Origin of the sequence: Oceaniferula spumae (assembly GCF_042849255.1) — a bacterium.
In the GTDB taxonomy this organism is placed as follows: Bacteria; Verrucomicrobiota; Verrucomicrobiia; order Verrucomicrobiales; family Akkermansiaceae; genus Oceaniferula; species Oceaniferula spumae.
The window spans coordinates 807,972-821,279 of record NZ_AP026866.1; the positions used below are offsets into that span (position 1 = coordinate 807,972).

Genomic DNA, 13,308 nt, shown 5'->3' on the forward strand with positions numbered 1-13,308 from the left:
AACCTTTACACACAGGGGCTAAGCAACTAACTCCGCTGCATGTCTTTTTCCGATCTCGGACTTTCCGAAGCCGTTCTCACCGCCGTAACAGAGTCCGGCTACGAGAACCCCACACCTATTCAAGCCCAAGCCATCCCCCTCATTTTGCAGGGCAAGGATGTCATCGGTGCATCCCAGACCGGAACCGGTAAGACCGCCGCCTTCGCTCTCCCCTCCCTTTCCCAAATTAAACCTCTCGGCAAACCTCAGATCCTCGTCCTGGAGCCGACCCGAGAACTCGCCCATCAGGTGGCTGAGCAGTTTGAACACTACGGCAAACACACCGGCTGCAAGGTCGCTCTGATCTACGGTGGCATGGGCTACGGCAAGCAGGACGAGCAAATGGCTCAGGCGGATATCGTCGTCGCCACCCCAGGCCGACTGGTCGATCACTTCTACCGCGCTACCATGCGCTTCGGAAATATCAAAATTCTCATCCTTGACGAAGTCGATCGCATGCTCGACATGGGATTCCTTCCAATTGTTAGGAAAATCGTCAGCCTCTGCCCGTGGAACACCGAGGACAGCTCACGCCAGACACTTTTCTTTTCCGCCACCATGCCACCAGCCATCCAAGGCTTCGCCCAGTGGTGTCTGCACGAACCTGAATCCGTGGAAATCGCCCGCGCCGCTGTGCCGGACACCGTGAATCACGCCTTTTACCCAGTCTCCATGGACCAGCGTGACGAACTTCTGTTAGCCCTACTTGAAAAAACAGATTTCCACTCGGTGATGATCTTCACCCGCACTCGCAAAGAAGCTGACGCCGTCACAGGCATGATCAAAGCCACCGGTCACGATGAAGTGGTCGCGATGCACTCCGATGTCAAACAGTCCGACCGCCTCAAGGCTCTCGCCGGATTCAAAGACGGCACTTACAACATCTTTGTCGCCACAGACGTCGCCGCCCGCGGCATTGACATCTCTACGGTCACCCACGTGATCAACTATCGCGTGCCTGAGAACTCAGAAGACTACGTTCACCGCATCGGACGTACAGGTCGTGCCGAAGCCGAAGGTGACGCGTTCACCATCCTCACCGCGGATGAGCTCGACTTCGCAACGTCAGTGGAAAACTTCATCGAGAAGAAAATCGAGCGCCGCAAGCTGGAGAATTTCAACTACACCTACACCGCGCTACTCGACGACTCCCCAGCCAAGCCAGTGCGCAAAAAACGCCGTCCCGCGCCACGCCGCAGGCGTAAGTGATTCACTTCACACTGATCACTGCACACGGATCACTTTGAAATGAAAGTCATCGCCATTGACCCCGCCATCCGGAATACCGGCTACGCGGTGTTAGAAGGCGATCACCTGAAACAGAAGGTCCTCGATTTTGGAGTTATCTCGATTCCCCCCAAAATCCCCCAGTCGGGTGCCCTAGCCGCCATTCATACCGGCATCGCCAATCTCATTAAAAAATGGGAACCTGATGAAGCCGCCGTAGAGGGTATCATCTACGTGCAATCGCACAAGACGGCCATCACCATGGGTGCAGCCCGTGCCGCAACCTTGATCGCGGCGGCAGAGACTGGACTTAAAATTTACGAATACGCACCTCGTAAAGTGAAACAAGTGGTTACTGGCAACGGATCGGCCGACAAGCAACAGGTCGCCTTCATGATACGCGCTCTCTTAGGTTTGGCAGAAACTCCCCCTCATGATGCTGCGGATGCTCTGGCCATCGCCATTGCGCACCTTACAAGTGCCGATCCCCTCAAGGCTTCAATTCTGAAGCGGCAGCAGGTTTAGACCCACTGGCTGTAAAAAGCGGCACGCCTAACAAGCCCTCAGACTTGAAGCGATGAAAGCTAAAGTCACTGCTGCGAGATTCTAATTCTTCCCAAATTTTGCGGCGACAATCCCCCGCCCCCACGCCATTGAGCAAACGCGCTCTGACATTCAGTTTGCGGGTATAGAGATCAAACATGGAAACCCTCGTGCCAATTTCCAGCGCCTCAAAAACATAGGAGAAAAACGGCTTCCACTCGGCCATGCAGTTCATACCCATGGAAATGAGCAGCCTATCTGGTCTAACCTCACGGATGATCTCACAGAGTTTTGCTACATCATCAGACTTAGAAAAATCCGCCTGCACGAATTTGATTTGATCGTTAGATAACTCCAATCTCCTACTCCGCTTCTGCGCACGCTTCAACATCCCTGCTGCGCCGTCCACGGCATAGATCATTCCTGTCTCTCCGATGCTTTCTATAATGAGTCCAAAATCGAACCCTGTGCCACAAAAGAGCACCATCACTCGGGATCCGAGTGTTAGATTCAGTCGGTCAATCGCCTCGCGCCGGGCTGCACGGTAAAACAAATCCCCCACAATCCCCACGTCATAAATCGGCGCGAGTTGGTTATAGCGAAGCGTTGCTGACATGGCACTAACAGATCATGTAATCTCCGCACCAGCATAGTTTTCAGTAAATAAGTTTCAAGAGTGGAGGCATGCGAGAAAACACGACTCCACTCTTGAATGCGATCCGAGTTAAATCCGGCGACGGAGCAAACATAATGCTCCCAATGCCCCTACTAACATTGATGCTGTTCCTGGTTCTGGTACGGCGTCAGGCAACAACTCAACATCACCAAAATCAGACAAATCTCCACCCAGCATACTCAGGTCTCCGTCAAAAGCCGTGAAAACACCATTGGGCGTGTTTCCCGCAGTCGTATTTGCGAACATTTCCAAGCGGATACTATCCGTATTTTCAAAATGTAAAATCATGGCTCCAGAGGTGTCCGTTTCACTCTTATTTGTACCGGGCCCAGTGAAAGTTACGTGGTCGGAAGACACCGAACTAGGTCGAGGTGAAGCATCCGCAGATGCCAACTGGTACCCCACCAAACCATCCTCTGCATAAAATGTAGCACCTTCACTTTGGTTGGCCTCGCCATCCACGTCGTACATCATCATGCGAAAACGCGCAATCTCGATCCGCTCACTGAAATTGGTGCCACTTTTATAAAAATCCAAAGTGGATGTGATTGTCGCGTAGTTATAGCTGGACGCTTCATAACGAAATCCCAAATCACCATTCGGTTCATTGGTGTTGTTGCTTTTATAATTGGCAAAAATACCATCCACTGAAAGACCTGTGCCGATCCCCGACATCGTCATCTTCATATCCACACCAGGTGCAACGTTGGTGAAACTTATCGAGTTGCCTGTCCAACTAGGACCGTAAGTAGGATGAGAGGAGTCTGAAGCTTCTACCGGATTGCCAAAATCTAAATCGCTGAAGCTCTGAGCAGTGATCGCGGACGACATCGCCATAAATCCAATGGCGATCAATTGACTAACAGGGTGGTTGTGTGTGTTCATATTTATAAGGATTAATGTGTCTGTTTAGGTCGAAACCAGAAATCCATTTTTAAATTAACATAACTTTACCATCAACATTCTTTTTATAAAACCGCGTTACAAACGATCGTTTTTTAATAAATACCAGGATTAATTCCTTACAAAAAAAGCCCACATCCAAGTATGGATGTGGGCCTAGATGGTTTAGATGAGGAGTATTCCCTCAGAGCGATTAGTTGCCGTAGACGGCTTGGTCGCCAAGGACTCCTTCGATGCGGAGGAGCTGGTTGTATTTGGCAATACGGTCGGAGCGGCTCATGGAACCGGTCTTGATCTGGCCAGCGTTCGTTGCCACTGCGATGTGGGCGATGGTGCTGTCCTCGGTCTCGCCGGAACGGTGGGAGATCACGGAGTTGTAGCCGTTGACTTTACCCAGCTCGATGGCGTCGAGAGTTTCGGTGAGTGTACCGATTTGGTTGACCTTGATCAGGATGGAGTTACCCACGCCGAGATCGATGCCCTTCTGGAGGAAGTCTACGTTGGTGACAAAGAGATCGTCGCCGACGAGTTGGACCTTGTCGCCGATTTTGTCGGTGAGGACTTTCCAGCCGTCCCAGTCGTTTTCGTCGCAGCCGTCTTCGATGGAGTCGATCGGGTATTTCTCGCAGAGTTCGGCGAGGTAAGCGGCCTGCTCTTCGGAGTTGCGCTTGGCGCCACCTTCGCCCTCGAACTTGGTGTAATCGTAAACACCGTTCTCGAAGAACTCGGAGGCTGCACAGTCGAGCGCGAAGGTGATGTCTTCGCCCACCTTGTAGCCTGCTTTTTCAACAGCCTGACAAACGGTATCGAGAGCGTCCTCGGTGCCGTCGAACTTAGGAGCGAATCCACCCTCGTCACCCACAGCTGTGCTGAGGCCACGGTCATGGAGAACTTTCTTGAGGTTGTGGAAGACCTCGGCACCCATGCGAACGGCTTCGCTGAATGTTGGTGCGCCAACAGGACGGATCATGAACTCCTGGAACGCGATTGGGGCGTCGGAGTGGGAGCCGCCGTTGATGATGTTCATCATGGGCACAGGAAGCACCTTGGCGTTAGGGCCGCCGAGGTATTTGTAAAGTGGCAGACCGGCTGCAGCGGCAGCGGCACGGGCGCAGGCCAGAGAAACACCGAGGATGGCGTTGGCTCCGAGGTTGCGCTTGTTAGGTGTGCCGTCGAGCTCGATCATGGCTTTATCGATGCCGGTCTGGTCAGCGGCGCACTTGCCGATGAGGGCCGGAGCGATCTGGTCGTTGACGTTGGCTACGGCCTTGAGCACACCTTTTCCAAGGTAGCGTGATTTGTCTTCGTCGCGAAGTTCGCAGGCTTCATGTTCGCCTGTGGATGCTCCGGATGGAACAGCGGCACGACCGAAGGCACCGCCCTCGAGGGTGACGTCAACTTCGACGGTAGGATTTCCACGGGAGTCGATGATCTCGCGGCCTATGATGCATTTAATACTAGTTTCTGACATATTGAATTAGTGTGATTGGTGATTAGTAATTACTGAGTGCAGCGGACACGGTGATTCGCGCCGCGCTGCGGGATTTTTCTTTCGATCTGAAACCTTGAGTTATTAACCTTTGTTGTAGGCTTCAATGCTGACAACTGTCAGTTTGCGGTTTTTCTCGGTCTCGAGATCGCGCACGTCCAGAGTATCGCCAGGCTTGGCACCGATCAGGGTCATTCCGACGTCTGAAAGGTAAGAGACGACATTTTCTTCAGCGATGGAGTCCCATGCACCAAGGATGGTGTAGGTAACTTCTTCGCCTGAATCGCTCTCCATATTGACGATGGTTCCGATGTTCACCTCGCTGGTATCGACACCTTTGAAATCGGTGGCTTGCACGTGGCGAAGCTCCTTTTCCATCGATGACTTACGGCGCATGAGCACGGCCTGCATGTCTTTTGCAGCCTTGTATTCGAAGTTCTCGCGAAGGTCTCCGTAAGAGCGGGCGACGGAGATTTCCTTGGTGTTCTCTGGGATGCGCACCTTGACGATTTCATCGAGTTCTTTCTTACGGCGCTCAATGCTCTCGCGGGAGGAGGTGACCCCTTCGATTTTCTTCTCAAACTCACCGGTGACGAGGTCTTGTGTCTCGGGGCGGGCCTTGATGACGCGGGCCATCAGTGACTTGCGGTCGAGATCGGTGAAGACGGGGCTCTGGTAGAGCTTACGGCCGAACTGGCGAGCTTCCGCTTCATCAGCATCGGCAAGGATGTCGGAAATAAGGGTCTTATCGCTCATCAGCATGGTGCGCAGACGCACACTCTTGCTTGGGCCATCGGCCACGTGATCGCGGTCGAGGAGATTGAGGATCGAGTTTCCTGTTTCAAAAGTGAATACTTGGGCTGCTGACTTTTCGCGCTCGCGGCAAATCCAGATTAAGGCGTCTGGCCCCAGACTGCGGTTGGCGATCGACTTAGAAAGGTGATCGGCAAAGACTTCGTCCTGACCGTTTTCCTGCATGTAACGAGCAATCTCGGTAACACCACGTGAGCCGACTTCATCAAAGATTTTCAGCATTTCCTCCTGCCAAGTATCGCCAAATGCTTCAGGGAAGCTTTCGAAGATCTTACGCTGAGTAGCAGCGGAGCGGCCTTTGAGGCTGTCTACCAAACGCTCGTGCTCGGTGGTGAGCACATTGGCAAGGCGCAGATCACTATCATCGAGTTCAAGTGAGTCAAAGTGGTTGATGATTTCATCGCGAGCGACGAGAAACTCAAGAACGGTGCTGAGGTGCAGCTTGCGTCCTTTTTGACAGAACTTGTTCAGGGCTTCGATGAGTCCTTTGACCTCCTTGCCACCTTCCTCGAATACGTCGAGGTTCTTGCGGATATTCTCAAGAGCTTTGATTTTCACCTTAGGATCACGCGTCTCGGTGAACTCGATGATCAGGGTGTCAGCGGGGCTGAGGGAGTCGCCACGTAAAACGAGCGGGTCTGTGCGTTTGCTAGGAACAGAGAAGATATGGCTCTCACGTAGGGCTTTCTTGGCTTTTTCCCACCATTTTTTGTATCCATCCTCAGGGACTACACTGCCGCAAAGCTCGCGATCCAGTTGGTCCAGCATCATGCTGCCATCGTGACTCTCAAGCGTGCGCTTCACCAGCTCCACGGGATCTTTGTCCACGAGCTCGCGAAGTTCGCCGATGTTATCGAGCTTTCGGGCGCTGAAATGCTCCGCTGGAAGCGGCTCTGTTTTTTGAATGGCGAACTGCAGTGCCATCTCTTGATTGGACTGCTTTTCAAAATTGATAATGACTTTACCGGTGGGTAAATCCCAACTCTCCACTTTCCCTGCCCCCCAATTTTTATGGGAGCAAAAATTTCCGGGAGCAATTTCTGATAATCGTTCCCCGACGGCCTGCGGGATTCTCCCCGCCTCTACGAGCTTCGCTACGTCTGGATGCATGGAGCAGAGCATGAAAAAACCAGAGCCGAATAGCAACCCTATTCTATCATTCTCTTACGGCAAGCATTTTCCTCCGTGATCACTCACCGCCAGCGATGCGGTGTTTGGGTGTGGGAACACGACGGATACGAGGTAATTTGCGTAGGCTGAGGGATTCCTCAAGCGAACGCCGCAAGATCGGCAAGCGGCTACGCCACACGGTGGGCACATGTGCGAGCTCTGAGGCATTTTCTATGGTGCCATTAAATGTCTCCACACCTTTATCAGATTCCACGTGAAGCCATAGTTTCCCCTCGCGATAGGTCAGCGTGGCGGTGCCGGTTTTGTCGCTAATGGATGCCGAGCGGTCTTCGTAGCTGATCACCCGCATAGGCTGGGCTGGAAGACCGGGAATAGGAGGAGCGATCACCAAGGCCTCTGGGTTGGCAGGGGCACTAGTGCCGGGTTGAAGAGTGAGGGTGGTGACTTGAGCTTTACCTGACCGAAAATAGCTGACTTTCACGTGATCACCGGGTTTACGAAGCCCCAGCAAGGTCATCATCTGCCCTTCATTGATTAAAATCTGATCATCCAATTTCCAGATGACATCCATCACTTTCAATCCCGACTTTTCCGCAGAACTGCCAGGAGCTATCGACTGAAGCAGGAAACCGCAGCCGCGCGGCAGCTTCGGCAACTGAGAATAGAGGGCATCACTTGGCTTCACCACTCCGACCCCCATGCTTACGTTGGCTTGTTTCGCTGGCACCGGCATTCCTGGGATTGGAGGCTCCGCCTGTGCGCTGGCGATGACGATAGATCCCATTATGACCGCGTAGGCTGAGACGATTTTAAACATGGGAGATTTCATTGTAATGATTGAATTGTTAGGACATTTAAAATTGGGTAACCGGAACGGTGACAATCTCCTCGCGAGGCTGGCGGAGCGTCACAATCGTCCCAGTCTTTGGATCGCGAACCCGTGCCTCATCGGTCACGTGGTAACGATATCTGTAATGAGGAGCACTACCGTCCTCTGGCACGATCAAGCCATCATCCTGCCGAATATCGATCCGGTTAGTCGAGGTCAACAGAACCATTTCCGAACGAGGTTCAGGGATGGATGCAGCTAGGCTAGGATCAAAAGTCGATATGTGATGATGACTATAAACAGTCCACGCCAAGGTGCCGGTCAAAGTAATCGCCGCCGCCACCTGCCATGGCCGTCTCATAAAAAACGCTGGCTCCGAAACCTCATCATTTTCAGCACTCAAACCAGCGAGCTGGTCGACTGTATCTTCAAGACGTTGCTGTCCCTCCTGACTAACAGCGGGGGGAACCAAGTTACGCAATCTGTCTTCCAACGCGGAAAATCGTTGTTCTGAATCAGGAACCATATCGAATTTGTTTGAGGGTTTCCAATTTGCGTTCGAGCTGTTCCAACGCGTAACGATATCGTGAGGCTGCGGTGTTTGCTGAGATCGCCATACTCTCGGCGATTTGTTTAAATGTCAGATCTCCCCAGATTTTCAAAGTCACCACTTCGCGGAGTTTTTCGCCCAAACTATCGACAGCTTCACGTAATAGTTCCGATTCCTCATCTTCTTCAGCGCTAGTATCCAGCCAATGGTCGTCCTGATCATGGAGGAAAATGATCGCCTCTTCCTTGCGTTTTTTCCGCCCCTGTTTTTTACCATAATCCATGGCAACGAAGCGAAGCACGGAATACGCCAATGGCAGATCCGGCGGCACATGATCTCGCTCCTCCTGATAGTGCCACAGCCGGACCAAGGCATTTTGAATCATGTCTTCTGCATCCTCCCGGCTTGCACTTCGCTGGCGAGCATAGAGCAGCAATCGTGGACCATGCTCCCTGAGCCAGCCTTTCCATGCCTCCGATTGTTGACGTGCGAGATCTGCCATCACTTTAATAATGCCATATCGAACCGCATTTGTCTCTGCGGTTTCTTTTATTTTGGCCGCCCTAAGCCATTGCGCCACATCAGTTCTTGATGAGTGATATCAGAAAATCATGAACGCCCTCCGCAGCGGACACGTTCTCAGCGTCCTTACAAATCAGAACTGGTTGCTCACCCTCAGGAACCTTATCCCGACCGTGCGAGCCCTTGACCAGGCTGTCATCGAGCGGAATGACATCAAGCAGCGCTCTGAACCCGAGTTTCTTCTTGAGCAAAAATGCAGCAATCTTCGCCTTTGGCAGCGACAACTCAGGATCGATGAATAGTTCTACAGGGTCGTAGCCCGGTTTGCGATGGATGTCGACACAGCGTGCAAAATCAGGAGCCTTGGAATCATCTTCCCAGTAGTAGTATGTGAACCAGGCATCCTCTTCAGCCACAGCAACGAAGTCCCCCGCCCTTTCAGTAGCAACTCCTGTGAACCACACTTCTGACGAAGTCCGGACTTCTTCGACACCTTCAATGCTTTCTAACAACGCCTTTACCTCCTCACGGATCGAGGCATCGTTGACGTAAACGTGAGCAACTTGATGATCAGCGACCGCAAAAACTCGGCAACCTCCACAATCAAGAGTCTCCAGACCGAGTTCATCTTTCACCTGAATCCATCCTCGTTTGCGAAACTCGCGATTCAGGTGCACGGCTCGATTGACTTTTGAGATGCCATACTCGGATAACAAAACGACTTCGATATTTCGCTTTTGATAGAAAGCGATCAGGTCCCCGACCACTTCATCGATGGCTTGAAGCTCAGGGGCAATTTCAGGTGCATCAGGACCGTATTTTTGCAGACAGTAGTCGAGGTGAGGCAAATAGACGAGATTCAGTGTCGGCTTCTCTTTTTCCTCAATCCATTTCGCTGAATTGGCAATCCATTGAGACGATCCGATGCCTGCCGCAGGCCCCCAGAAAGCGGGGAATGGAAACGGCCCCAAATCTGCTTTCAGTGCCTCGCGCAGATCCATCGGCTGAGTGTGGACATCAAAAACCTTCCGACCATCCGCCGGATACATCGGCCTTGGTGTCACCGACCAATCGGCAGAAGAATACATGTTGTACCACCAAAACATCTTGGCGCAGGTGAACCCCGGCAGATCTCTACGGAGCCTGTCCCAAATCTTTTCCCCGTGTACGATGTGATTGCTCTGCTTCCAGAACTTCACCTCGGCGGTTTCTCGGTCATACCAACCGTTGGCCACGATCCCGTGACCTCCTGCATCTTCACCTGTTAGGTAAACAGACTGCGCCGTGCAGGTCACCGCCGGAAAAGCCGGAGGAAACGAACTAACTGCAACTGAGTTGGCAAAGGCCTGGATCGACGGCGTATGCTCTCCGATCAGGCCTTTTGTTAGGCCAACTACATTAATAACGGCTGTTCTCTGCATAACACAAAAAATAGGACAAGTTAGAAACTCGCCCTATCTTCTGGTAGGGTACTGGATTCCCGGGCGCTTAGTCGCAGCCGGAACTGCAGACTTGGCACTAGGAGCAGCTTGACGCGGAGCTACGACTTTGGACTTCGGCTTACTTGGCAGCACACCATCGGCGAATTCACGGGTCGAGGGAGCTACACTGTAGCGAGACTCCATATCGGACTGTGCTTCGTATTGGTCGGACTCGCCATTAACGATCTTAGGCTGGATGAAGATCAGAAGTTCACGACGATCGATTTCCTTGAGGTCCCTGCGGAACAGACGCCCTAGTCCAGGGATGCTGCTCAGCACAGGAACTCCGGTGCGGGTGTTCTTGGATGTTTCCGTAACCAATCCGCCCAACACGACGGTTGAATGGTTTGGAACAGTGACTGTAGTGGAAAGAGACTCGGTAACGATGGTTGGAATCTGATTACCATCAATGGTTTGAACGCCTTGAGTGTCCTCATTGAGCAGCGAAATCCGCAGTGTCACTTCTTCCTCAGAGTTGATCAGCGGCACCACTTCAAAACGGAGCAGAACATCGCGATACTCAATGTTGGTACTCTGTGTGGTTCCTGTCGTAGCACCACTGGTAAAGGTATTGGTGGGCACCGCGATACGGCGACCTGATGATATAATCGCCTTACGGTTATTCGCGGTGTAGACGGTTGGTCTTGATAAGATTTTGAAGTCTGAACGAGTTTCCAACGCACGGATCATGCCGGTGAAATCCTTGATACTACCGTAAACATTCAATCCATTCGCGCTGGCTGCATTGAGACCAGTTAGATCACCGAGGGTTCCGAGACCAATGAGGTCACCGATTCCAGTATCGATATTACCGGCTCCATCGCGACTCCCGCCACGGGCTGTTTTTCCGATGCTGATGCCGACGTCGACATCATTGTCTAAAGTCACTTCACCGAAGACAGTTGAGATCATCACCTGCTGTGGACGACCATCCAATTGATCAATCAACTCGGAAACGATGCGGATGCTTTCAGGTGGGCCTTGGACAAGAATACTGTTGGCCAAGTTATCGGCAACTAACAGAGTTTTTCCGATTACCAAAGACTCAGGAATATCGCTGACATTGAATTCCTGCACTGACTCGGCAGCCGTGCCGTTGTTTCCACCAGTTTGAGTACCAGTGTTGCGGTTCTGGTTTTGGTTCTGGTTGCGAGTTGTTTGCTGACGCCCTCCTCCGGCGCCACCGGCATTCTGCTGACCTCCGCCGATTGTACCACCGACACTCTCTAATGCATCCGCGGCCACGGTTAGGAAGTCACTGGCGATCATGAAACGCAGACGACGTTTGACATAGTTATTTTTGTTAGGCGGCGCATCAAACTCACGAGCGAGCCCTTCGACGAACACAATATCGACCGGCCGTCCCATGATGAAAATTTTATTGAGTCGTGAGTTTGCCACGATCTGCACTGGAATATCTTCTCCAGCGGCGGCACCACCTGCAGCACTGCCATTGGATGCTGTATTGGTGACACCCGGCACAGGAGGAGTCGGAGTACGGCCCGCATTCCTGTTTCCAGTATTTCCAGTCGCGCCAGTGGTCACACCCGCAGTGGTCTTACGCTGCTGCTGGGAGTTCATGATTTCGTTCAGGGTAGTAGCGACTACCTCGGCGTCGGCATACTTCATAGGAACCCAGACAGTGCTGACATTCCCTGCTGCGACATCAATGAAGTGCTTTTGATTAACCAACTTGCGGATGAATGAAGATTTACCGGTAACGATTACTGCTGAGGCATTTGGAACGGGTGCGATTTTGGCTCCAGGTCCGAGGCCGTGGATGCTTTGAGTGAATGTCCTGACAGCGTCCTCGGGCTTGATGAAATTGAGCTTCATGAAGTAGGAAATGTAGGCATCACCATCGGGGATGTCATTAGGATCATCAATCATGATCTCGGTATCACCTGGAGCATCAGCACCTGATCCTTGTGCCTTGGGAAGGAGTTTCACCTCATTGACACCGCTGGGAACGAAGGCAAATCCCTCCATGTTCAGAATTTTATCTAACAAAGTAGCAGCTTCTGCATTGGTCAATGGACCACGCTGATAAAAACGAATCTCCAAGTTTTGGGTCGCCGAGCTCAACAGCACGCGCTTGCCGGTGTATTTGGTATATTCATCGGCGACATCTTGGTCGTCCCAATTGCTACCGTCGATCACCCCGTTTGCGGGCACAGCGAGGGCGTTTGGATCCACTTGTCTGTTAGCCCCCTGTGGTGCTACACCTTGATTGACGGGCTGGACGCCTTGAGGGGCCGCTGGGTTCGCGCCGGGAACGGGTGGCCGTGCCGGAGCTGCGGGTACTTTTGGCACTGGTGGATTCACATTAGGAGCGGGAACGGCACCAGGCTGGCCTGCCGGCTTTACCGCTTCACCTGGCTTGGTTGGTGTCTGGGCTTGTGCGACTGCACAAAGCGTTAGAGAGAGAAAAACAGAAGTGACAGATTTCATGAATATTGTGAGAGTGAGGATAACCTAGAGGTGTTTAGAGGAATCGAGATGGTTTTGGAACTACTTTCTTCTCGGCACAGAGCGCACACGCGGTGTGTTCGACGAGCTACTACTGCTTGAACGACCGGGGATTGGTGGGCGCGCGCCGCTTTTTGAACTCACTTGGGGATTCGTTTTCCCTGTAGGCTTGGCTGCAGCCGTAGGACGAATTTTGATCAATTTTTCATCGTAACTGATCCATGCGGTCTGGCTGCCTTTGCGGATCTGCACTCTCGACTTCTCATTATCCTTCACATCCTGTTGGACTTGGATCAGCTGCCAGTCACCCGTGGTAAATCCAGGCAAAAAGCGGACTCTCTCCTTGCGGTCTTTTTTACTAATCAATGTCACCGAGTATCCTTTGCCACTGGGGCGAATGCTGCCCAGCATCCAGTCACGCTCCAAAGGAGACTCCACTGTGGTAGGTTCCACGACTGGCTTGATGGTAAATGGTGAATTCGTCCACAAATTCGAATATTGCATCAATCGTGGTTTCGTAGGCGGATCAGCGGAGGCTGTTCCGATCGTAGCCAAAAGCACGATGGCTGTGGCGGCCTTGATGATAGATGAATGGAAGCTCATGGTAAGTGATTTGGTTTGGATTCAGGGCTAGGT

Annotated in this window: 12 protein-coding genes; 2 read left to right on the top strand and 10 right to left on the bottom strand. The window is 52.3% G+C overall.

Features of this window, described 5'->3' with window-relative positions:
- The first annotated feature begins 39 nt into the window (after positions 1 to 39).
- Positions 40 to 1,248 carry a DEAD/DEAH box helicase gene (locus ACSPJT_RS03480; protein WP_435894982.1) on the top strand — a complete coding sequence of 403 codons (1,209 nt, stop codon included), beginning with the start codon at positions 40 to 42 and terminating at the stop codon, positions 1,246 to 1,248.
- A 39-nt stretch (positions 1,249 to 1,287) separates the two neighbouring features.
- The gene (ruvC, locus tag ACSPJT_RS03485) at positions 1,288 to 1,791 is read left to right on the top strand and encodes a crossover junction endodeoxyribonuclease RuvC (protein ID WP_435894983.1); all 504 of its coding nucleotides are present in this window, start codon (positions 1,288 to 1,290) and stop codon (positions 1,789 to 1,791) included.
- Here the strand turns inward: ruvC and ACSPJT_RS03490 are convergent.
- The 10 genes from ACSPJT_RS03490 to ACSPJT_RS03535 form a co-directional block, all read right to left on the bottom strand.
- On the bottom strand, positions 1,757 to 2,425 hold the full coding sequence (locus ACSPJT_RS03490) for a methyltransferase domain-containing protein (protein WP_435894984.1): 669 nt from the start codon (positions 2,423 to 2,425) through the stop codon (positions 1,757 to 1,759). The genes ruvC and ACSPJT_RS03490 overlap by 35 nt on opposite strands.
- 108 nt (positions 2,426 to 2,533) lie before the next feature.
- The gene (locus ACSPJT_RS03495; protein WP_435894985.1) at positions 2,534 to 3,370 is read right to left on the bottom strand and encodes a PEP-CTERM sorting domain-containing protein; all 837 of its coding nucleotides are present in this window, start codon (positions 3,368 to 3,370) and stop codon (positions 2,534 to 2,536) included.
- Between the two features lie 211 nt (positions 3,371 to 3,581).
- On the bottom strand, positions 3,582 to 4,859 hold the full coding sequence (eno, locus tag ACSPJT_RS03500; protein ID WP_435894986.1) for a phosphopyruvate hydratase: 1,278 nt from the start codon (positions 4,857 to 4,859) through the stop codon (positions 3,582 to 3,584).
- Between the two features lie 102 nt (positions 4,860 to 4,961).
- Positions 4,962 to 6,800 (bottom strand): GreA/GreB family elongation factor, encoded by a 1,839-nt coding sequence (locus ACSPJT_RS03505; protein ID WP_435894987.1) that lies wholly within the window; start codon positions 6,798 to 6,800, stop codon positions 4,962 to 4,964.
- Between the two features lie 79 nt (positions 6,801 to 6,879).
- Positions 6,880 to 7,650, bottom strand: a complete 771-nt coding sequence (locus tag ACSPJT_RS03510) for a PDZ domain-containing protein (RefSeq protein ID WP_435894988.1) — start codon at positions 7,648 to 7,650, stop codon at positions 6,880 to 6,882.
- A 25-nt stretch (positions 7,651 to 7,675) separates the two neighbouring features.
- The gene (locus ACSPJT_RS03515) at positions 7,676 to 8,176 is read right to left on the bottom strand and encodes a hypothetical protein (RefSeq protein WP_435894989.1); all 501 of its coding nucleotides are present in this window, start codon (positions 8,174 to 8,176) and stop codon (positions 7,676 to 7,678) included.
- Positions 8,166 to 8,702, bottom strand: a complete 537-nt coding sequence (locus ACSPJT_RS03520; RefSeq protein WP_435894990.1) for an RNA polymerase sigma factor — start codon at positions 8,700 to 8,702, stop codon at positions 8,166 to 8,168. The genes ACSPJT_RS03515 and ACSPJT_RS03520 overlap by 11 nt, the downstream gene beginning before the upstream one ends.
- 79 nt (positions 8,703 to 8,781) lie before the next feature.
- Positions 8,782 to 10,143 carry an alkaline phosphatase family protein gene (locus ACSPJT_RS03525; RefSeq protein ID WP_435894991.1) on the bottom strand — a complete coding sequence of 454 codons (1,362 nt, stop codon included), beginning with the start codon at positions 10,141 to 10,143 and terminating at the stop codon, positions 8,782 to 8,784.
- 33 nt (positions 10,144 to 10,176) lie between these two features.
- A complete protein-coding gene (locus tag ACSPJT_RS03530) occupies positions 10,177 to 12,654 on the bottom strand; it encodes a type II secretion system protein GspD (RefSeq protein WP_435894992.1) in 2,478 nt (825 codons plus the stop codon).
- 60 nt (positions 12,655 to 12,714) lie between these two features.
- Entirely contained in the window at positions 12,715 to 13,275 is a 561-nt protein-coding gene (locus ACSPJT_RS03535) for a hypothetical protein (RefSeq protein ID WP_435894993.1), read from the bottom strand.
- Positions 13,276 to 13,308: the final 33 nt, after the last annotated feature.